At 67.0% G+C, this 19681-nt stretch carries 20 protein-coding genes; 8 read left to right on the forward strand and 12 right to left on the reverse strand.

Annotation, left to right across the window (positions count from 1 at the left end):
• Positions 1 to 5 precede the first annotated feature (5 nt).
• From A5673_RS22235 to A5673_RS22255, 5 genes are all read right to left on the reverse strand, one after another.
• Positions 6 to 878, reverse strand: a complete 873-nt coding sequence (locus A5673_RS22235; protein WP_068237572.1) for an ABC transporter permease — start codon at positions 876 to 878, stop codon at positions 6 to 8.
• A 1-nt stretch (position 879) separates the two neighbouring features.
• Positions 880 to 1593 carry an MlaE family ABC transporter permease gene (locus A5673_RS22240; RefSeq protein ID WP_369806517.1) on the reverse strand — a complete coding sequence of 238 codons (714 nt, stop codon included), beginning with the start codon at positions 1591 to 1593 and terminating at the stop codon, positions 880 to 882.
• Positions 1594 to 2042: 449 nt separating this feature from the next.
• Positions 2043 to 2714, reverse strand: coding sequence for a TetR/AcrR family transcriptional regulator (locus A5673_RS22245; protein WP_068237578.1), 672 nt, complete (start codon positions 2712 to 2714; stop codon positions 2043 to 2045).
• A gap of 235 nt (positions 2715 to 2949) precedes the next feature.
• Positions 2950 to 3267 (reverse strand): hypothetical protein, encoded by a 318-nt coding sequence (locus A5673_RS22250; RefSeq protein WP_068237579.1) that lies wholly within the window; start codon positions 3265 to 3267, stop codon positions 2950 to 2952.
• A gap of 153 nt (positions 3268 to 3420) precedes the next feature.
• Positions 3421 to 4752 (reverse strand): acyltransferase, encoded by a 1332-nt coding sequence (locus tag A5673_RS22255; RefSeq protein WP_068237677.1) that lies wholly within the window; start codon positions 4750 to 4752, stop codon positions 3421 to 3423.
• 54 nt (positions 4753 to 4806) lie between these two features.
• On the opposite strand from A5673_RS22255, the gene A5673_RS22260 reads away from it, so the two are divergent.
• Both A5673_RS22260 and A5673_RS22265 read left to right on the forward strand, forming a co-directional pair.
• Positions 4807 to 5778: an aldo/keto reductase gene (locus tag A5673_RS22260; RefSeq protein ID WP_068237581.1), complete on the forward strand. Its 972-nt coding sequence runs from the start codon at positions 4807 to 4809 to the stop codon at positions 5776 to 5778.
• Positions 5778 to 6761: an NAD-dependent epimerase/dehydratase family protein gene (locus A5673_RS22265; protein ID WP_231971427.1), complete on the forward strand. Its 984-nt coding sequence runs from the start codon at positions 5778 to 5780 to the stop codon at positions 6759 to 6761. The genes A5673_RS22260 and A5673_RS22265 overlap by 1 nt, the downstream gene beginning before the upstream one ends.
• Here the strand turns inward: A5673_RS22265 and A5673_RS22270 are convergent.
• From A5673_RS22270 to A5673_RS22280, 3 genes are all read right to left on the reverse strand, one after another.
• Positions 6758 to 7858 (reverse strand): NAD(P)-dependent oxidoreductase, encoded by a 1101-nt coding sequence (locus A5673_RS22270; protein WP_068237586.1) that lies wholly within the window; start codon positions 7856 to 7858, stop codon positions 6758 to 6760. The genes A5673_RS22265 and A5673_RS22270 overlap by 4 nt on opposite strands.
• Before the next feature lie 6 nt (positions 7859 to 7864).
• The gene (locus A5673_RS22275; protein ID WP_068237589.1) at positions 7865 to 8383 is read right to left on the reverse strand and encodes a nuclear transport factor 2 family protein; all 519 of its coding nucleotides are present in this window, start codon (positions 8381 to 8383) and stop codon (positions 7865 to 7867) included.
• A gap of 67 nt (positions 8384 to 8450) precedes the next feature.
• The gene (locus tag A5673_RS22280; protein WP_068237592.1) at positions 8451 to 9260 is read right to left on the reverse strand and encodes an acyl-CoA thioesterase II; all 810 of its coding nucleotides are present in this window, start codon (positions 9258 to 9260) and stop codon (positions 8451 to 8453) included.
• A 137-nt stretch (positions 9261 to 9397) separates the two neighbouring features.
• On the opposite strand from A5673_RS22280, the gene A5673_RS22285 reads away from it, so the two are divergent.
• From A5673_RS22285 to A5673_RS22310, 6 genes are all read left to right on the forward strand, one after another.
• Positions 9398 to 10417 carry an NAD(P)-dependent alcohol dehydrogenase gene (locus tag A5673_RS22285; RefSeq protein ID WP_068237595.1) on the forward strand — a complete coding sequence of 340 codons (1020 nt, stop codon included), beginning with the start codon at positions 9398 to 9400 and terminating at the stop codon, positions 10415 to 10417.
• 20 nt (positions 10418 to 10437) lie between these two features.
• Positions 10438 to 10803, forward strand: a complete 366-nt coding sequence (locus tag A5673_RS22290; protein ID WP_068237597.1) for a DUF1801 domain-containing protein — start codon at positions 10438 to 10440, stop codon at positions 10801 to 10803.
• A gap of 87 nt (positions 10804 to 10890) precedes the next feature.
• The gene (locus tag A5673_RS22295) at positions 10891 to 12138 is read left to right on the forward strand and encodes an acyl-CoA dehydrogenase family protein (RefSeq protein WP_068237601.1); all 1248 of its coding nucleotides are present in this window, start codon (positions 10891 to 10893) and stop codon (positions 12136 to 12138) included.
• On the forward strand, positions 12135 to 13007 hold the full coding sequence (locus A5673_RS22300; RefSeq protein ID WP_068237603.1) for a hypothetical protein: 873 nt from the start codon (positions 12135 to 12137) through the stop codon (positions 13005 to 13007). The genes A5673_RS22295 and A5673_RS22300 overlap by 4 nt, the downstream gene beginning before the upstream one ends.
• Before the next feature lie 164 nt (positions 13008 to 13171).
• A complete protein-coding gene (locus tag A5673_RS22305; RefSeq protein ID WP_068237606.1) occupies positions 13172 to 13519 on the forward strand; it encodes a DUF732 domain-containing protein in 348 nt (115 codons plus the stop codon).
• A gap of 104 nt (positions 13520 to 13623) precedes the next feature.
• Complete coding sequence (locus A5673_RS22310) at positions 13624 to 14406, forward strand: SDR family oxidoreductase (RefSeq protein WP_068237609.1); 783 nt, start codon at positions 13624 to 13626, stop codon at positions 14404 to 14406.
• 81 nt (positions 14407 to 14487) lie between these two features.
• Here A5673_RS22310 and A5673_RS22315 read toward each other — a convergent pair whose 3' ends face one another.
• The 4 genes from A5673_RS22315 to A5673_RS22330 form a co-directional block, all read right to left on the reverse strand.
• Positions 14488 to 17382 carry an RND family transporter gene (locus tag A5673_RS22315; RefSeq protein ID WP_068237612.1) on the reverse strand — a complete coding sequence of 965 codons (2895 nt, stop codon included), beginning with the start codon at positions 17380 to 17382 and terminating at the stop codon, positions 14488 to 14490.
• Positions 17379 to 17813, reverse strand: a complete 435-nt coding sequence (locus A5673_RS22320; protein WP_197518451.1) for an MmpS family transport accessory protein — start codon at positions 17811 to 17813, stop codon at positions 17379 to 17381. Before A5673_RS22320 ends, A5673_RS22315 begins: the two co-directional genes overlap by 4 nt.
• 213 nt (positions 17814 to 18026) lie before the next feature.
• Entirely contained in the window at positions 18027 to 18662 is a 636-nt protein-coding gene (locus A5673_RS22325; protein WP_068237615.1) for a TetR/AcrR family transcriptional regulator, read from the reverse strand.
• 58 nt (positions 18663 to 18720) lie between these two features.
• Positions 18721 to 19644: an alpha/beta hydrolase gene (locus A5673_RS22330; protein WP_068237618.1), complete on the reverse strand. Its 924-nt coding sequence runs from the start codon at positions 19642 to 19644 to the stop codon at positions 18721 to 18723.
• Positions 19645 to 19681 lie beyond the last annotated feature (37 nt).

Genomic DNA, 19681 nt, shown 5'->3' on the forward strand with positions numbered 1-19681 from the left:
GGCGGTTACACGGTGAGGTTGAAGTTCGGGCTTTTTCCGTAGACCGCCATCGCGGTCAGCACCACCACGACGACGATCGTGATCAGCGACAGCCGCATCGACCGGCCGACCGCTTCGCCGACGCCGACCGGTCCACCGCTGGCGTTGTAGCCGTAGTAGCAGTGGGTGGTCATCACCACCACCGCAACCAGGATCACCTCCGCGAACGACCAGCCCACGTCGTTGAGGCGCAGGAAGGTATGGAAGTAGTGGTTGTACGTGCCGGCGGACTGTCCGTAGAAGAAAACCGTGGTGACCTGTTGGGAGGCGAAGGCCATGGTGATCGCCAGCCCGTACAGCGGGATGATGACGATCAGGCCCGCCACGATCCGGGTGGACGCCAGATAGGCGACGGACCGGATGCTCATCACCTCCAGCGCATCGATCTCCTCGCTGATGCGCATGGCGCCCAGTTCGGCCGTCGCGCCGGCGCCGACGGTGGCGGCCAGCGCCTGCCCGGCGGCCACCGGCGCGACAAACCGGACGTTCACCAGCGCGGCCAGAAATCCGGTGAAGGCCTCGACGCCGATGTTGCCGAGCGTCGCGTAGCCCTGGATGGCGACGAGGGAGCCCGCGGACAGGGTGATGAAGCCGACGATGGCGGCGGTGCCTCCGACGACGGCCATGGCGCCGCTGCCCATCCCCATCTGGGCGACCATCCGCAGCAGCTCTTTGCGGTAGCGGTGCAGGGCGAAGGGGATCTGCCCGACCGCGCTCAGCGCGAACCACACCATCTGCCCGAGCTCGACCAGTGCCCGGGCCGGGGCTTCGCTGTACCGAACGAGGGTGGCCCGCGGAAAGTGGAACCGCGCCGGGGTGGCTACCGAGGTCGCGGTCATGTCAGCGCCCTGTCCCGAACCGGACACCGATGGTGGTCAGCGCCGCATTGACCGCGAAGAGCGCGATGAAACAGAGCACCACCGTCTCGTTGACGGCGGTGCCGAGGCCCTTGGACCCACCATGGACGATCAACCCGCGGTAACACCCGACCAGGCCGGCGATCAGCCCGAACGTCGCGGCTTTGGTGAATGCGATCACCACCTCGGGCAGGCCCGTCAGCGCCGTCAGCGTCGAGAGATACGCACCGCTCGAGACGTTCTGCAGGTACACGCTGAACAGGTAGCCGCCCCCCAGGCCGACGGCGACCACGAGGCCGTTGAGCAGGACCGCGACGATCGTCGAGGCGACGACGCGGGGGACCACCAGCCGGTGGATCGGGTCGATGCCGAGCACCTCGAGGGCGTCGATCTCCTCGCGGATGGTGCGCGCGCCGAGGTCGGCGCAGATCGCGGTGCCCCCGGCGCCGGCAACCACGAGCACCGTCACGATCGGGCCGAGTTGGGTGACGGCGCCGATCGCGGCGCCGGCACCGGAGACGTCGGCGGCGCCGATCTCGGCGAGCAGGAGGTTGAGCGTGAAGATGAGCAGCACGGTTTCCGGGATGGACACCGCGATGGTGGGCAGCAGCGACACCCGCATGAGGAACCAGCCGGTCCAGATGAATTCACGCCACTCGAACGGCTGCCGCAGGGCCTTACCGGTCAGCACGCACATGCGGAAGAAGCCGCCGGCCACTTCGGTCCCGGGCCGGATCCGCTGGAGTGCTTTGCTGCCAATCACGCTGGAGGTGGTCATGGGCGTCGGCAATCCCGACAGGGGAGGGGAACACAAGCCGCACTCCGCGAAAAGCGCTGTCGTAAAAAGTGTTTCGCCGTTCGCCGGGATGGCGATGACCTATGGCGCGGCGCATCCAGGCGTGAGGCGCGATGCGGCGCATCGCTTGGCTCCCCACGCCGGTCGACGATGTCTGCCTCCATGCCGCATGCCGCATTCGCTTGCCCCACCCAGCAACTATGGCATTAGACCGTACGGTCAGTCAATAAACGCGGGAATCGGCGGCCCGCGAAGGTAAGCGGTCAAATGGCTGAAGGACCCGGTGCGGCCGGCGCGCGCTCGTGGGACGGCAATTGCCGTCCGGCGCACGCTATTCCGCCGTCAGACGGTCAATCGGTGGTGGCGCCCGCCGCGGCGAGGCTTTCGCGCACCACCGCAACGACGTCCGCGGCCGGATTCGCCCACCTGCTGAGCCCTAGCCGGTCGAGCAGCAGGCCGCCGAGGAACACGTCGACGAATGCCGCCCCGACTTGTTCGGGTGTCCGTGAATCGGCGGGGTGGAACCACACCCACATCCACTCCAGCGATCCCCACAGCTGCAGCGCCGCCAGTTCGACGTCGACCGTGCGGAAGACGCCGATCTCTATGCCGTTCCGGATCTCGTCAATCGCCATCGTTTGCAATTGATGACGCAACTTGCGCACTTGCTGCATGGCCGGGTCATCGGACAACTGCACCACCTCGCGCTGGCTTGCCACCGTCGCATCGCGCTCGGTCACCTGCAGCAGCGCGGAGGCGTAGATGATCGCGGCGATGCGTTCGTGCGGCGCGGCCAGTCGGTCCCACGCCATCCGCAGCACATCGAGCTGGCGGGCCAGGTGCGTTTCTTCGAGTTCGCGCAACATCTGCGCCTTGGTCCCGAAATGATGAACGATGGTGCCCTTGGACATGCCGAGCTCGTCGGCGATGTCACCGATATTCGTTCTGTCGTAACCACGTTCGGCGACGTAGCGGACAAAAGCGTCGAGAATTTCGCCGCGTCTTCCAGGCGATCTGGGCATCTTGAGCTCGAACCTTCGGCGTGGACTAACCGTACGAACGGTCTATCATAACCCGGCGCCCACCGAAACCCGTCCGCACATTGTCGGGCCGGCGGCCGTGTCGCACGCGCCCAAAAGGTCGGGTGGGCATGGGGCGTCACGGACTGCTGCGCCCGTGACGGATCGTGACGGGTCGCGCGAGCGCGGGTCGCTACGCGAAACGCTCGGGTCAAAGCCGCCCGGTACGCCGGGGAGGTCAACAGGGCCTGAGATGCCCCGTGGCCTGCGAACCGTCCGGTGCGGTGATCACGTACATGTTCGCGCCCGGTGCCGACTTGATATCGCCGGCGGCGTACACGGTCATGAGCTCCCTGCCGTCGCCGTCCGCAACACACACGTAAGTGTCGGTCTCAGCGTCGTATTCGAAGCTGTCCCAAGCCAATACGAAGGCCAAACAGTTGCCGTCGCGATCGGTGACGACAAGCTTGTGCACACCCGAGTCCTTGAGGAGCTCGGTGTCCTGCGCACGCTGCTGGGCGACCTCGTTGTTGTGGAGCGTCAGGCTGTTTAACATCGGTGTACTCCCTTGGCGATCTCCGTCTGGCCCGGGCGTCGAAATGGCGCCGAACCTACCCGAAGTCTGCCCCCATATACCGCTCCCGACCAGGGCATTACGGCCCCTGTCGGGGGGTCGTAAGTCGGTCGGCAAAGCCGATTCAGGGAAGATTCAAACAATTCGTCCGGTCGTGCGCGCCGCGTCGGGCGACCGCCGGCCGACCTTCGTTGGGCGAAGCGAGGCCAGCAGCGCCCCCGAGGCGAAGAGCGCCGCAATCAGCCACGGGAACCGCCCGTCCGGCGCAAAGCCCAGGTAGGCGAAGAAATGCAGGCCGGCGGCGGCCAGTGCGACTCCGGCCAGCAGGCAGATTTCCCCCGAACGATCCGTCAGGGGCGCGCCGGGCATGGGCAGCGGGGCGGCGAAGAAGCGCCGCCCCCAGTACAGCAACGCCAGCTCGAGCACGGTCACCACGCTCAGTACCAGCACCCACTCCAACCGGGCCAGCCACCACGCGCCGGAGCCCTCCGGCGGTTGCGGCAGCAGGCCCGCCGGGTAGGCGACCACCGCGACGATCACGACCGGAATCATGTGCCAGAGGTACAGCGCCATCACGTTGTCGTTCGCGACGGCCAGCGCCCGCTTGACCGGACCCGCGCGCAGCGCGCGGTTGAGCGCCGGTGCGAGGGTCATGACCACTCCGGCCTGCGCGCATCCGAAGGCCAGCAGTGCCGCGTTGGGCGGCGTCGTGTTGTCGATGGTCTGCCCGGGCACGCCGATCATGCTGACCGGGTAGGGTCCCAGCCCGATCAGCAGCGCCAGCGCGATCGCCGAACCGACCGCTAGCAGTGCGGATCTCCGGCCGGTCAACAGGCCCGCGCGCCAGGCGATTCCGAGCTGGTAGAACGTCCCCCAGCACAGCAGGTAGTTCAACCAGCCGAGGCGGTGCAGGTGCAGACCGATCGCGAGGGCGTCCACGGCCACGGCCGCCGCCACCAGCGCCACCGGCGCTATAAGCCCCCAACGCCGTTGTGCGGCAACCGCGATCGGCGTCAACGACACCACGATCAGATAGACGGCCAGGAACCACAGGTGCATGGCCACCGCCCACCCCGCATACTCCAGCACCGAGCCGGCCACGTGCGCCGCGCCCAGCGCCACCACGATGATCGACACCAGCGCGACGTACACGGCGGTCGGGCCCAACACCCGGGACAATCGGTGCCGGAGCCAGGTCTGGCGGGACACGCCGTCGGCCTCGTGCCGATGTTTCCAGGACAACGCGCTGGCATATCCGGCCACCAGAAAGAACGTCGGCACCGCCTGAAACGGCCAGGTCAGCCACTGGGTCCACGGCATATCGACGAGCGGGTTCTGCCGACCGAAAGATCCGTCGTGGTAGGTCACCGAGCCGGCCAGCCAATGCCCCAGCACGATGAGGACCACGCCCGACGCGCGATAGAAGTCGACCGCCAGATTGCGGACCGGTCGGGCGGCGTCGGGCACGAGCGCAACGGTACCCGTCCCGCGGCTCGTGGCGGCCCAGCGCACAATGGGCCCATGAAACGGGCTCATCTCGCCGAACTTGAAGTCGGACGCCTCGGTCTGGGCGCGATGGGCATGTCCGTCGCCTATGCCGGCGCCGGCACCGACGACGCCGAAGCGATCCGCACCGTCCACCGCGCCATCGACCTCGGCGTCACGCTGATCGACACCGCCGAGGTCTACGGTCCCTATGTCAACGAAGAGCTCCTCGCCCGCGCCCTGGCGGGCCGGCGGGATCAGGTGGTGCTGGCAACCAAGTTCGGCCTGATCTCCCATACCGGTCGTGTTGGCCTCGACAGCAGCCCGGCCAACATCCGCATCGCCGTGGACGGGTCCCTGCGCAGGCTGGCGACCGACCGCATCGACCTCTACTACCAACACCGCCTCGACCGCGACACACCCATCGAAGACACGATCGGGGCGCTGGCCGAGCTGGTCGCCGCCGGAAAGGTCCGGCACATAGGCCTTTCCGAAGTCGGGGTCAACACCATTCGCCGCGCCCACGCCGTGCACCCCATCACCGCCGTGCAGTCCGAATACTCGCTGTGGACGCGAGACCCCGAGGACGGGGTCCTCGACGTGTTGCGTGAGCTGGGCATCGGATTCGTTCCCTACTCGCCGCTGGGTCGCGGCTTCCTCACCGGCGCGATCCGCTCCACCGGCGAACTCCCCGACACCGACTACCGCAAGACCAACCCCCGCTTCTTCGACGAGAACTTCGAGCACAACCTCAGGTGCGCCGACGAGGTGCGTGACATCGCCGCCGACGCCGGCGCCACCCCGGCTCAGGTCGCGCTGGCCTGGCTGCTGGCGAAAGGGCCTGACATCGTCCCGATTCCGGGAACCAAACGGGTGTCGAGGCTCGAGGAAAACGTCGCCGCCGACACCGTCGAGCTCAGCCCCGACCAACTGGCGCGGCTCGACCGGCTCACCCCGCCCGTCGGCGGCCACCACGCCGCCGCGCAAATGGGATGGATCGACCGCTAGTGGGGGGTCGCAAGAAGCTGGTGATCGGCGCCAGCGGTTTCCTGGGATCCCATGTCACCCGCCAGCTCGTCGCGACGGGTTCCGACGTCCGAGTTATGTTGCGCCGCAGCAGCTCCACCAAAGGAATCGACGACCTGCCGGTCGAGCGCTGCTACGGGGACGTGTTCGACGACGACGCCCTGCGCGCCGCCATGAGCGGATGCGACGTCGTCTACTACTGCGTCGTCGATGCGCGAATGTGGCTGCGCGATCCGGCACCCCTGTTCCGGACCAACGTCGACGGGCTGCGGCACGTGCTGGATGCCGCCCTGGACGCCGATCTCACCAGGTTCGTCTACACCAGCACCACCGGCTCGTTGGCGATCAGCGACACCGGCCCGGTCACCGAAGACGATCCGCACAACTGGGACGAGGGCGGCGCCTACATCGAAGCGCGCGTGGCCGGCGAAAATCTGTTGCTGTCGTACGCGCGGGACAAAGGGCTGCCCGGCGTGGCGATGTGCATCTCCACCACCTACGGCCCCGGCGACTGGGCACCGACCCCGCACGGATCGTTGCTCGCCCTTGTCGCCAAGGGGCGCTTCCCGTTCTACTTCGGTTACTCGTCGGAAGTTGTGGGCATCGAAGATGCCTCCAGGGCAATGCTTTTGGCCGCGGAGCGCGGCCGGAGCGGCGAGCGCTACATCATCTCCGACAAGTACATGAGCGTCCGGGAGTTGCACGAGATCGCGGCCACCGCCGTGGGCCGGCGGCCGCCGCGGATCGGCATCCCGGTGGCCTCGCTGCGCGCCGGCGCGCGGGTCAACGACGCGCTTGCGCGTGTGCTGCGCCGTGACCTTCCCTTCGCCTACGCGGGAATCCGCATGGCGGAGCTGATGTCGCCACTGGACCACGGCAAGGCCGAACGCGAGCTCGGGTGGAAACCGGAACCCGTCGAGGACTCGATCCGCAAGGCCGCGGTCTTCTTCGCCTCCCAGACCTAGTCGGTGGAGGCCAGCGCCGCGGAGCCGTACTTCTTCTCGATCAGCGCCCACGGGTCGGCGTACGGGCCGCGCCGCTCGGCCCGACGCTGCAGCTTGAGTGCGGCGCGCATGGCCGGCCGCAACACCGGGCCGAGGGCCTGCAACACGAAGCGTTGGCGGCCCTGGGATTCGGCGATCCAGGCCAGGGTCTGGTGCCAATCGTGCTCTTGGAAGTCGAGCAGCGCCTGCGCTTCGGTGGTGTCGTACCAGCCGGTGAAGCTCCAACCGCGGTCGTCGCCCGGGTCGCCGGGCAGGCTCGCCGACGGTCCGAGCGGGCCCAGCCCGGCCGCCGTCATCAGGCCGTCCTCGAGGTCGCGTTGCAACAGCACGTACGTTTCGTTGCCGCCGATGAGCAGGACCTTGCCCGCGATCGTCGCTTCGCGATCCACGCCGTTGGCGAACGCCAGCGCCACGTCCCGCGCATCCACCGCGTGCATGCGGTTGTCGCTTGGCATCGAGCGCATCAGGGTCAGGTAGTCACCGTTGATGTCGGCCTGAGTGTCCGGCGAGATGATCCCGCCCAATCGGTACAGCGCATACGGCAAGCCGCTCGCCCGGATTGCGGCCTCGGCCAGCACCTTGTCCTGGCCATACTGGTCGATGGGCTGCACCGGCGTGTCCGGGGTGATCCGCTCCGGGTAGCGATACGGGTTGCGCGACCCGTAGACCGCGGCGCTGGACGCCATCAGAAACAGCGGGGGGCGGGGCAGCGTCGCGGCCGCCGCCAGCAGGTTTTCCGTACCGCCCACGTTGACGCGCCGCGCCAGCCCGGGATTGCGGTACGACGGCGGCGACACGATGGCGGCGAGGTGAATGATCGCCCCGGGCCGATGTGTCGCGACCAGATCGCTCACCGCCTCGGCGTCCAGCAGGTCGACGTAGGCCGGAATCAGCGCGCCGGCGGGTGCACCGGCGCCCAATTCCGCTTGTGCCGCAAGCGTTTTATCGGTGCGCAGGTCCATCGCCACGACGGTGCGCCCCCGCTCGAGCAGGAGCTGCGTGCATCGCCGGCCGACCTGGCCGAACGCGCCGGTGATCAAAATGGTGTCAACAGTCATCGATGCCTACCGATCGATCATCCGCCCGGCGAGCTTGCCAGCCACCCGCCGGATCCGGTCGGAAATGTAAACCGAGAACACCGGGGTGACGATGTCCTCGCGCAGCCGGGTCAGCTTGGAGCTCTTGATGAGCCAGTGCCCTCCCACGTTCTCGTAGGTCTCGTGGTAGTGGCCGTAGCCGACCAGGCTCACCCCCGGTCCGAAGCGCACCACGTCTTGCAGGGCCCACACGCCGCGCGCCGTGGTCGCCGACGTCAGTTCGATCTCGGGCGCGTGCACCTGGTGGGCGGTCGCCTGTGCCGGGCGCCCGATGCCCCGGCGGGTGAACGCCACGAAGTCGTCGGCGCCGCGGATCAGCTTGCCGCCGGCCTCGGACGTGTCGCTCAGGAAATCGTCGGTGAACACCGACCGCCACGCCGTCCAGTCCTTAGCGTCCAGGTAGCGGCAGTAGCGGGCCTTGAGCTGCTTGATCGCCTCGATGGCCAGCAGCGCGGTGGCGCCGGCGTCGGTGGTCTGCTCCGTCATTGCGGCTCGATCCTGGTCGACAGGCGGTTCCGCCGAGCATGACATTTCACGCCGAAACTGTAACCCGTCAACCTTTGAAGTAAACGATCTGATGGGTGGTGGCCAGCAGGACACCGTCTCGTGTCCACAGCTGCGCGCTCTGGTCGAAGTAGCCGCCGGAGAAGCGGTGCGCGTGTGCGGTGGCCAGGACGTAGTCGCCGCCCACGGCGTCGAGCTGGGGCCGGTCAGCAAGGAAATAGGTGGTCAGCGAGATGGTTCCCGCCGGCATGATTGCCCCGCGGCGCAGGAAGACCCGCGGGTAGAAGACGTCGGACAGGGCGGCCAGCGCCGGGTAGTCGATGGGGCGCTGCGCTTTATCGCGCGCCCACAACGTCGTCGTCGACGATGCGTCGGGTGGGCCGTCCGCGCCGGGCATCGGGCCTTCGACGAACCGCATGTCGTAGAGGTCTGCCCAGCGAACGACGTGGCCCATGCCGGTAGGTGTGATCGCCTCCGGCGGTGGCGCGCCGGGAGGGCGGGCTTCCGTGTCGGCCCAGCTCTCGCGCACGGTCGCGAACACCGCCGTCGCCGTGGCCTTGGCCTCGCCGTGTTGGCACAGCTGCACATACCAGTGCTGATTGGTGCGGTTGGTGCGCACGACGCGGAGGGACAGGTCGAAGGCGCCGTCGGCGACGGGCGCGGCGAAGTTGACCGTCAACGCCAGCGGCTCACCGATGCAATCGGGGTGCGTCTCGATGGCCCGCACGATGACGGCCGTGGTGATTCCGCCGAAGGGGCCCACCATGTTGGCCCATTCCGGATGCGTGCTGCCCCGCCAGACCTCGGCGTCGATCGCGTCGAGTTGGACGGCGTCGTCAAACGGGTGCGTGCCGGTCATGCCGATTCCTTGATCGCCATAGCATCGGGCGGTAATCGCACAGCGATGCGAGTCGACGGCAGATTACTTGTCGCCGCGCGTGGCCGCTAAATTGGGGCCTCGGCCGAGCCGCGCATACCTGAGGAGGCGGGTCTCGCATGAGCATTCCGGATCGCCAGCGAGCGATGGTGATGAACACCCCCGGTGCGCCCCTCGAGGCCGTCGACAGGCCGGTCGGGGAACCCGGTCCGGGGCAGGTGCTGGTCAGAGTGCGGGCCTCGAGCCTCAATTTCCACGACAACATCAACCTGATGGGGCTGCTCCCCGGGCCGTGGCCGCGCGTGCCGATGAGCGACGGCGCCGGGGAAGTGGTGGCGGTCGGACCCGGGGTCGACTGGCCGCGGCTCGGGGACCGGGTGATGGGGGCGTTTCACCCCCGGTGGCTCGACGGGCCGCCGACACCGGAGTCCAAACAGGAGCTGCCCGGGGACACCGAAGACGGGTGGCTGCAGCAGTACCGCGTCGCCGACGCCACGGGTCTGGTGCCCACGCCCGGCCACCTCAGCGACGTCGAAGCCGCGACGGTGCCGTGCGCCGGCGTGACGGCCTGGAGCGCCCTCAACGAAGCCCGCATCGGCGAAGGCGACGTCGTGGTCACCCAGGGAACCGGTGGCGTATCGCTGTTCACGGTCCAGCTCGCGAAGGCGCTGGGCGCCACCGTGCTTCTGACGTCGTCGTCCGACGAGAAGCTGAAGGTCGGATCGGACCTGGGCGCAACGCATCTCGTCAACTATCGCGCGACCCCGAACTGGGAGACCGAGGTCAAGCGGCTGACCGGTGGCAGAGGCGCCGACCTGATCGTCGACCTCGGTGGGCCCGCCACCCTGGCGCATTCGGTGCATTCGGCGCGGGTGGGCGGCACGGTCGCCGTGATCGGCGTGCTGACCGGATTCGACACGGCGCCCATCTCGGTCGCGGAGGTGATGCTCAACAATCTGCGCATCGTCGGGATCACGGTGGGCAGCGTGCGCGCGCACCGACAGTTGTGCGAGACGATGTCGCGTGCGGGGATCAAGCCCCACATCAGCCATGTCTTCGACTGGGCAAAGCTCGACGAGGCGCTCGAGGTGATGCGGGCCGGCCGGCACGTCGGCAAGATCGCGATCACCATCCCCTGAGGCAGAAAGGCAACGACACCATGACGGACTCTCCCTCGCAGCGCATCGACGCCCGAATCAAGGAGCTGGGCGATTGGCGCGGCGAAATGCTCGCTCACATCAGAAGATTGATCAAGCAGGCCGATCCCGATGTGGTCGAGGAGTGGAAGTGGCGCGGTGTGCCGGTCTGGTATCACGACGGCATGATCTGCACCGGGGAGACGTACAAGAACGTGGTCAAGATGACATTCGCGAAGGGTGCCTCGCTGGACGACCCCTCGGGTCTTTTCAATTCCAGCCTCGACGGCAACACGCGCCGGGCCATCGACTTCCATGAGGGCGACAAGATCGACGACCAGGCGCTGACGGCACTCATCCGCGCGGCAGTGCAGCTCAACGCGCCCTAGGCGAGGTGTACAGTCGCCAGGCGGTGCTGTACAGTCGCCCAGCACAAGCTCGAGGAGGCCATCGGCGATGACCCGCAGGCGACTTCGATGAGCGCCGAGTCGGTCGAAGGATTCCGCGCTCGGGCCAAGGCCTGGTTGGCCGAGAACCTGCCGCGGCTCGACTCCGACGACGCGATGGTCCTGGAGCGCGACGAACTGTCGTCGTGGCGGCGCGCGCGCGAACTGCAACGCAAGTTGTACGACGGGGGATTCGCCGGCATCTGCTTTCCGCGGGAGTATGGCGGGCTGGGACTGGGCTACCAGTACAAAAAGGCGTTCGACGCCGAGGCCCTGGCCTACGAGACGCCGCTGCTCCTGAACATCCCGTCCTTCGCCATCTGCTGCGCGACGATCCTCGACATGGGCAGCGAGGAGCAGAAGCGCGCCCACATCCGGGCGGCGCTGCGCGGCGACGAGGTCCTGGTCCAGCTGCTGTCCGAGCCCAGCGGCGGGTCGGACCTCGCGGGTGTCATCACCCGCGCCGAACGCCGGGACGGGCGCTGGATCATCAACGGCGCCAAGACGTGGAGCACGTGGGCGTTCGCCGCCGACTACGGCCTGTGCCTGGCCCGAACCGACTGGGACGCACCCAAACACAACGGCCTGACGATGTTCCTGGTCCCCCTTCGGCACCCCGGGGTGACGATCAACCGGATCCGTCAGGTCAACGGCTCGGTCGAATTCTGCGAGGAATTCTTCGACGACGTCGACGTGGGCGACGACGCCGTCGTCGGGGAACCCGGCACGGGGTGGGAGGTCGCCTCCCGACAGCTCTACCACGAACGGCGCACCATGGGCGACGGCTCGGAATACACCAGCGGCCCAGGAATCGCTGAGGCCGAGGACATTTCGATCGACCTGATGTCGCTGGTCGACCGCTCGAAGCAGGGCGACAGCGAACGCGTCCGGGAGATGGTCGGCCGGGCGCTGGTCCACCGCGCGGTGCAGAAGCAACTCAGCGAGCACGTCTTCCACGCCGTGGTCGCCGGTTCCCTGCCGCCGGCCGCGGGGTCGATCATCAGGCTGGGCATGGCCTTGGCCCACGACGTCGAGAACGACACCGCCCACGCCGTCGCCGGCCCGGCGGCCGTCGTCGAGGACGACGCGGGGCTGCTCGACGTCGGCACGCGTTACCTGGGCCGCCAGATCGCCAGCATCGGGGGCGGCACGACGGAGATGGCGCGCAACGTGATCGGCGAGCGCGTATTGAACTTTCCCCGCGAGTACGCCGCCGACCGCGGCGTGCCGTTCAACCAGGTGCGCCGGGGCAAAGCCGCAGAGGGAGGCCAGAAGTGAGCGACCAACTCCGTGACATCCGGGAGCTCGCGGGCGACACCGACGCCTATCGCGACGAGTTGTTCCGGCGCTGGACCGGCCTGCTCAGCTACCGCTACATCGGCCGCAACCACTCGTCGATGAACATGGGCGAATCCGACGACACCGTCACCATCCGCCGCGACATGCGCAACGAGGCGGGCGGCCTGCTGGTCGCGCCGCTGGCCATCTCGTCGCCCGAGGGATGCCAGACCGACATGGTCGCGGTCCCCAACCCGGTCATCGCGTCGGTACAGATCGTGGACCCCGGCTACGACGTCACGAGAATCGAAATCGTCGGATCCGGCATCGTGCACCAGGGCCGGACCATGGGATACGGCCGATGCAAGATCGTGGACGCCGACAATCCCGAGCGAGTGATCGCCTTCAACGAGGGACAGGGAGCGGTCATCGGTGTCCCGCCGGAAGGCCTTGGCAAGATGGACGTTTCGGGCACCGAGTTGGTGATCGAGGACTCGCCCGACCTGCCGCCGCTGTGGGCAGCCTTCGGTGCCAGCAAGCGCGACGACGGGCATTGGGTGCTGCCGGCGCTGAGCGCCGAGCTCGCCTCGCCGGACGCCGCGCTGCACATCGGACCCCAACACGTCGTCCTCGAGACCGCCGCGACCGACCTGGCCGCCGACGTTGCCGGAACCAGGAAGGTCCAGGTCATCAGCTGGCACGTCATGTTCATGTCCCGCGGCAAGGTGGGTCCCTTCCGCGTGGCAGGCACGGCGCACCTTGCCGGTGCAGGAGGCGGGCGTGTCGGGGTGCGCATGCTGCTGCACGACGAGGGAAATGCGGACAAGGCGATCACCTCCGCCGCGGCGATCTTCGACGTCGTCGACTGATTGAAATCAACCGGAAACCCAAAGCGAACGGCGGGTAAACCTTCGGGGTGCGCCGGCGGTTTCTGCTCGTCGGGCCGTTGACCAGCGCCGCATTCGCGCGAAAAAATGATTGACGTCGGATATCATCGTCATCTGAAACCATCAACAGCAGAAACTATTGGGGAATGATGAATCAACGCGGTGCGAAGAAAAAGTTGCCTGTGTGCGCGTTCGGCGCGCTGGTGGCGGTGCTGCTGGTGCCGGCGGGGGTGGCGCACGCCGACCAGACGGACCAGGACTTCACCAACTTCCTGAGCTCCCACGGCATCAACCTCGGCAACACGGACCAGACCGTGAACATGGCTCGCGTGATGTGCCAGGACCTCAACGCCGGGTACACCCAGAAGGATGAGATCGACCAGCTGACCGGCGCGCACCGGTTGAACCAGTCGCAAGCCGAGATGTTCGTCGGCGCCGCCACCGCGGATTACTGCCCCGGAAAGCACAGCCCTACGCGGCCGAAAGGCAAGTAGCCGCCGCGAGCTGCCGGCCAAGCGGCCGCTGACGAAACCCTGGTCATACATCTGCGTGCATATGTATGGTGCAACAAACCCATGGGCACGACAGGAGAAGACCAGTGGCAGAACGCTTGGCGGGAAAGGTCGCGCTCATCAGCGGCGGCGCGCGGGGGATGGGCGCCTCGCACGTGCGAACGCTGGTGGCCGAGGGGGCCAAGGTGGTGTTCGGCGACATCCTCGACGACGAGGGCAAGGCGGTGGCGGCCGAGGTCGGGGAGGCGTCCCGCTACGTGCACCTCGACGTCACGAAACCGGAGGACTGGGACGCGGCGGTGGCCACCGCCATCGCCGAGTACGGCGGCGTCGACGTGCTGGTGAACAATGCGGGCATCATCAACATCGGCACCCTGGAGGACTACGCGCTCTCGGAGTGGCATCGGATCCTGGACATCAATCTGACGGGCGTGTTTCTCGGCATTCGCGCGGTGGTGAAACCCATGAAGGAAGCCGGGCGGGGATCGATCATCAACATCTCCTCGATCGAGGGCATGGCCGGAACCATCGCCTGCCACGGTTACACCGCAACCAAATTCGCGGTCCGGGGCCTGACGAAGTCGGCGGCGCTGGAGCTGGGCCCGAGCGGCATCCGGGTCAACTCGATCCATCCCGGGCTCATCAAGACGCCGATGACCGAGTGGGTCCCCGAGGACATCTTCAACACCGCGTTGGGCCGGATCGCCCAGCCCAGGGAGGTCTCGAACCTGGTCGTGTACCTGGCCAGCGACGAATCGAGTTACTCGACCGGGTCCGAGTTCGTCGTCGACGGCGGCACGACCGCCGGCCTGGCGCACAAGGACTTCTCCGCGGTCGACGCCAGCCAGCAGCCCGAGTGGGTTACCTAGCGGCAGCCACACATCGAAACTGCGTCCAGCGCTAGAAAATCGGGGTTCAGCACGCGCTGTGCGCAGGCTCGGCGCAGCGGGTTAGACCACCGCGAACGATTCGCGCTCCGTTGCCGGCGCGGGCCAGGGCGACGGGACCGGCCGCTGGCGCACCCGTTGGGGCCACCAGAACCACTTGCCCAGCGACGCGGCGATCGACGGCGTCATCAGCGACCGCACGATCAGCGTGTCGAAGAGCAGGCCGAGGCCGATGGTCGTGCCGACCTGGCCGATGACCGTGAGCTCACTGACCGCCATCGTCATCATCGTGAAGGCGAACACCAGTCCCGCCGAGGTGACCACGGATCCGGTTCCGCCCATCGCCCGGATGATGCCGGTGTTCAGGCCGGCGTGGATCTCCTCCTTGAACCGGGACACCAACAGCAGGTTGTAGTCGGCGCCCACGGCCAGCAGGATGATGACCGACATCGCCAGCACCATCCAGTGCAGTTCGATGCCGATCAGGTGCTGCCAGATGAGCACCGAGAGCCCGAAGGACGCCCCGAGCGAGAGCAGGACGGTGCCCACGATCACGGCTGAGGCCACGACACTTCGCGTGATGATCAGCATGATGATGAAAATCAGGCACAGCGAGGCGATTCCGGCGATCAGCAGGTCATAGTTGCTGCCGTCCTGCATGTCCTTGTAGGTCGCCGCGGTGCCGCCCAGGTAGATCTTGGAGCCTTCCAGCGGCGTGCCCTTGAGCGCTTCGTAAGCGGCCTTCTTGATCGCATCGATGTGCGAAATGCCCTCCGGCGTCATGGGATCGCCGTCGTGGCTGATGATGAAGCGCACCGCGTGGCCGTCGGGCGGCAGGAAATTCTTCATGCCCTTCTTGAACTCGGCGTTGTTGAAGGTCTCCGGGGGCAGGTAGAACGAGTCGTCGTTCTTGGACGCGTCGAACGCCTTGCCCATGGCGCTGGAGTTCTTCTGGGCCTCGTTCTGCTGATCCTGCAGACCCTTCTGGGTCGAATACATCGTCAGCATCGTCGTTTTCATGGCCTTCATGTTCTCGATCATCGACGGCATCAGCGCCACCATCTGAGGCATCAGGGTGTCGAGGTGGTCCATGACGGGCAGCAGGCTCTGGATGTCATCGGTCATCGTGTCGATGCCGTCGAGCGCGTCGAACACCGAGCGAAGCGAGAAGCAGACCGGGATGTCGTAGCAATGCTTTTCCCAGTAGAAATAGCTGCGGATCGGCCGGAAGAAGTCCTCGAAATCCGCCATGTGCTGGCGCAATTCCTCGATGTCGATGGTCATCTCGTGCATCTTTCTGACCATGATGTGCATGCTGTCGGCCATCTGCGCGGTGATGCTCTGCATCTTTTCCATGCTGTCGATGGTGGTCTGCATCATGTCGGCCTGGTGCAGCATGTCGGCCATCTGATCCGCTTGGTACTTCTGATTCATCTGCTGGGAGACGCCCTGCATGCTGATCTGAAACGGGATCGAGGTGTGCTCGATCGGCGTGCCCTGCGGCCGCGTGATCGCCTGCACGCGCGAGATTCCGGGCACCCGGAAGATCGACTTGGCGATCTTGTCGATGACCAGGAAGTCGGCGGAATTGCGTAGGTCGTGGTCACTTTCGATCATCAGGAGCTCGGGGTTCATCCGCGCCTTGGAGAAGTGCCGGTCGGCGGCAGCGTAGCCGGCGTTCGCCGGCAGATCGGCGGGCAGGTACTTGCGGTCGTTGTAGTTGGTTCGGTACCCGGGCAGGGTGAGCAGGCCGACGAGCGCGATCGCGATCGTCACGATCAGAACGGGACCGGGCCACCGGACGACGACGGCGCCGACCTTGCGCCAGCCGCGGATCCGTTGCGCCCGCCGCGGCTCGAGTGTCTGGCGGAAGCGCGACGCCACCGAGATGACCGCGGGGCCCAGCGTCAGGGCCGCCGCGACGACGACCACCATGCCGATGGCCAACGGGATGCCCAGCGTCTGGAAGTACGGCAGGTTGGTGAAGTGCAGGCAGAACGTCGCGCCCGCGATGGTCAGACCCGACCCGGCCACGACGTGCGCGGTGCCCCCAAACATCGTGTAATAGGCGTCTTCTCGCGATTCGCCGATCGACCGGGCTTCCTGATAGCGCCCGATCAGGAAGATCGCGTAATCGGTGGCGGCCGCGATCGCCAGCGTCACCAACAGGTTCGTGGCGAAGGTGGAGAGCCCGATGATGTTGTAGTAGCCGAGGAACGCCACCATGCCGCGGGCGGCGGCCAGCTCGAGCACCACCATCACCAACGTGAGCAGCACCGTGACGATGGACCGGTAGACCATCAGCAGCATCGCGATGATCACGATGAACGTGACGGTGGTGATCACCTGCAGGCTGCGGTCGCCGGCGATGTGCTGATCCGCTTGCACCGCAGCGGGTCCGGTGACGTAGGCCTTGACCCCGCTGGGCGTGGGCATGCTCTTGACGATGTCTTGGACGGCCTCGACCGACTCGTTGGCCAAGGCCTCACCCTGGTTGCCGGCCAGGTAGACCTGGACGTACGCGGCCTTGCCGTCGTTGCTCTGGACGCCGGCCCCACTCAGTGGATCGCTCCACATGTCCTGGACGTGCTCGACGTGTTTGGTGTCGGCGTCGAGCTTTTTGACCATCTGGTCGTAGTAGGCGTGGGCGTCGGCGCCCAACGGATTTTGGCCCTCCAGCACGATCATCACCGAGCTGTTGGACTTGTACTCGTGGAACACCTCACCCATGTGTTTGGTCGCGATGACCGATTGCGCGTCGTCCGGGCTCATCGAGACCGAGCGCATCTTCCCGACCTCGTCCAGCTGCGGGACGATCGTGTTGAGCACCGCGATGATCGCGATCCAGCCCAGGATGACCGGCACGGCGAAGCGTCGGATCATCCGTGGGATCGCCGGGCGCTCTGCGTGCCTGGCGATGGGGAGGGTATCGGTCGGGTGTTCGCTGCTTGCGCTCATGCGGACTTCACCAGGCAAAAGGTCAGGGCGTGCACGCCGTTGGTTATCTTCTCGTCCTTGACTTCGTCGTCGATGGTGATGCGACAACCTAGGCGGTCACCGTCGCTTTGTGCCGACAGGTTCGGAAAGACCGACGGGGCCGTCGTGGACAGCACCAGGGTCCAGGGCAGCGGCGCGCCGTCGATCCGCTTCGGGTCGGCGGCCAGATCGAGGTAGTTGACGTTGGCGTGACTGGCCGAGCCGAAGACCTCGTACTTGACGACCTTCGGCTTGAACGGCTTGGAATCCTCCTGCCGTGGGCTCGTCAGGACACCAGTGTCGTTGGCCGTGAAGAACGACTTGACCCGCGCCACGGTGAACCCGCCGATCACCACGACCGCCACGATCAACAGCGGCAACCACGCATTGCGCACGACCTTGGATAGCTGCACCTGCGTGGATTCCTCTCGTCGTCAAATCAACGTTGGTGCGTCGCCTTCGCGGTGATCACCGTATTAGGTTGCGCCACAACGGAGTTCATATGCCGCCGTGATATGGCCGTCGGGGCCCGGGAGGTCCGTGCCCGGATCGCGAACCCCCGCCTGATGCCACCACAGCATAATACATCGCCTGCATAATTTGCAGACCATGCAAACGAAGGTGATCTAGGTAACTATCCGGCGGTCACTGGCGAAGATGCCGTTGACGAGCGCGGCAGCGCTTTCCACGTAGGGCATCGGCGTGTCGTCGGCGTCCTTCGGCTCACCGCTGGCCCAGCGTTCGATGCCGGAGCGCACGGCCGTCAGCGCGAGTGCGGCGATCAAGGCGGGTATCTCGTCGTCCAGTCGCATCGCCTGGCGGCGGGCGACGATGTCGGTCAGCTGGTTCTGGAACCGCTCCAGCTCGGCAAGAAACGCGGCCAACACGGCGGGGCTGGTTTTGGCGAGCTCGAGCATGCCGGCGGCCTGTTCGCGTCGCGGTGGCATATCGCGGAGGTGGTGCGCCGCCAGCGTGATCAGCTCCGCCAGGACCACCCGATACGGGGCGGGCCCGGCGGCGACGAAGTCTTCGGCCAGCTCCGCGGGCAGGTCGGAGGGGCCGTAGGCGATCGCGGACTCCTTGGTGGGGAAGTAGTTGAAGAACGTCCGCGTCGAGATTCCCGCCTCGGCGCAGATCTCCTCGATGGTCACCTTGTCGAAACCGCGGCCGGTCGCCAGGCGCACCGCGGCGTCTCGGATGTCCGCGCTCGTCTGGCGGCGCCGCCGCTCGCGCAGGCCCATCGGATTGCAGTGGTTGCCCATGCCACTAATAGTTGCACAAACCGCAAACTTTGCAGTCAACTTGATCGGAGCCGGCCGTTCACGGCGCGGCGAGGGCGTCGCGCAGGTGATCGCACTGGCTGGCGAAGAACTTCACCGAAATCGGCGCCTTGTCCGCGATCTGGTCGAACGCGTGAAACGCGCCCGGGGCGATCTCCTCGTGCACGCGAACGCCCGCCTCGCGCAGCCGTCGCGCGTAGTCGAGGCACTCCCGATAGAACAGGTCCAGCGTCCCAACGCCGATCCAGGCCGGCGGCAGGCCCGAGAGATCCTCGCGGCGCGCCGGCGCGGCCTCAACGGGATCCGCGCCGTTCAGGTACCACCGCCAGGCCTGCTGGTTGTCGGTCTCGGTCCACATGAGCCGCTTGTGCCCGCCGCGGTCGGCGCCGGTGCGGTCGTCGAGCATCGGATACACCAGCATCTGAAACGCAACGTTGACGTCCTCGCGATCGTGCGCCCGCTGCGCCACGGCCGCCGCGAAGTGGCCGCCGGCGCTGGCGCCGCCGACCGCGACGCGGTCCGGGTCGACCCAGGGCTGGCGCGCCAGCCATCGCAGCGCCGCGTAACAATCCTCGACCGGGATCGGGTAGGGGTGCTCGGGTGCCAGCCGGTGGTCCACCGCGGCCACCGCGACGCCGGCGAGATGCGACATCTTCCGCAGGAATTTGTCGTCCTGGGCCGCGTGGCCCATGATCGTGCCGCCGCCGTGGATCCACAGCATCGCCGGCGCCCGGACGGGAAGCCCGGCCGGACGATGCAGCCGGACGGTGACGTGCTCGTTGACCGCGGCCACCGGGACGTGGCGAATCCGCCCCGCGTTGCCCATCAGGTTCATCAGCCGGCGCTGGATCTTGTAGCCGCGGTGCAGGGCGTAGCCCCGCGGCAAGAATCGGGCCGCCGCACGCAAACCGGGGTCCAACGCGTGCCGCGACGTGAAGGCGTTGTCGGCGTAGGTGTTTGCCATCGCGTGCCCTTCGGTCCGGTTCGCCGACCCTACCTGA

Origin of the sequence: Mycobacterium sp. E3198 (genome assembly GCF_001667015.1) — a bacterium.
GTDB lineage: Bacteria > Actinomycetota > Actinomycetes > Mycobacteriales > Mycobacteriaceae > Mycobacterium.

Coding starts and splice junctions, on each gene's coding strand:
- A5673_RS22235 (WP_068237572.1), bottom strand. CDS start 878: ATGACCGCGACCTCGGTAGCCACCCCGGCGCGGTTCCACTTTCCGCGG.
- A5673_RS22240 (WP_369806517.1), bottom strand. CDS start 1,593: ATGTGCGTGCTGACCGGTAAGGCCCTGCGGCAGCCGTTCGAGTGGCGT.
- A5673_RS22245 (WP_068237578.1), bottom strand. CDS start 2,714: ATGCCCAGATCGCCTGGAAGACGCGGCGAAATTCTCGACGCTTTTGTC.
- A5673_RS22250 (WP_068237579.1), bottom strand. CDS start 3,267: ATGTTAAACAGCCTGACGCTCCACAACAACGAGGTCGCCCAGCAGCGT.
- A5673_RS22260 (WP_068237581.1), top strand. CDS start 4,807: ATGAAACGGGCTCATCTCGCCGAACTTGAAGTCGGACGCCTCGGTCTG.
- A5673_RS22270 (WP_068237586.1), bottom strand. CDS start 7,858: ATGACTGTTGACACCATTTTGATCACCGGCGCGTTCGGCCAGGTCGGC.
- A5673_RS22275 (WP_068237589.1), bottom strand. CDS start 8,383: ATGACGGAGCAGACCACCGACGCCGGCGCCACCGCGCTGCTGGCCATC.
- A5673_RS22280 (WP_068237592.1), bottom strand. CDS start 9,260: ATGACCGGCACGCACCCGTTTGACGACGCCGTCCAACTCGACGCGATC.
- A5673_RS22285 (WP_068237595.1), top strand. CDS start 9,398: ATGAGCATTCCGGATCGCCAGCGAGCGATGGTGATGAACACCCCCGGT.
- A5673_RS22290 (WP_068237597.1), top strand. CDS start 10,438: ATGACGGACTCTCCCTCGCAGCGCATCGACGCCCGAATCAAGGAGCTG.
- A5673_RS22295 (WP_068237601.1), top strand. CDS start 10,891: ATGAGCGCCGAGTCGGTCGAAGGATTCCGCGCTCGGGCCAAGGCCTGG.
- A5673_RS22305 (WP_068237606.1), top strand. CDS start 13,172: ATGATGAATCAACGCGGTGCGAAGAAAAAGTTGCCTGTGTGCGCGTTC.
- A5673_RS22315 (WP_068237612.1), bottom strand. CDS start 17,382: ATGAGCGCAAGCAGCGAACACCCGACCGATACCCTCCCCATCGCCAGG.
- A5673_RS22325 (WP_068237615.1), bottom strand. CDS start 18,662: ATGGGCAACCACTGCAATCCGATGGGCCTGCGCGAGCGGCGGCGCCGC.
- A5673_RS22330 (WP_068237618.1), bottom strand. CDS start 19,644: ATGGCAAACACCTACGCCGACAACGCCTTCACGTCGCGGCACGCGTTG.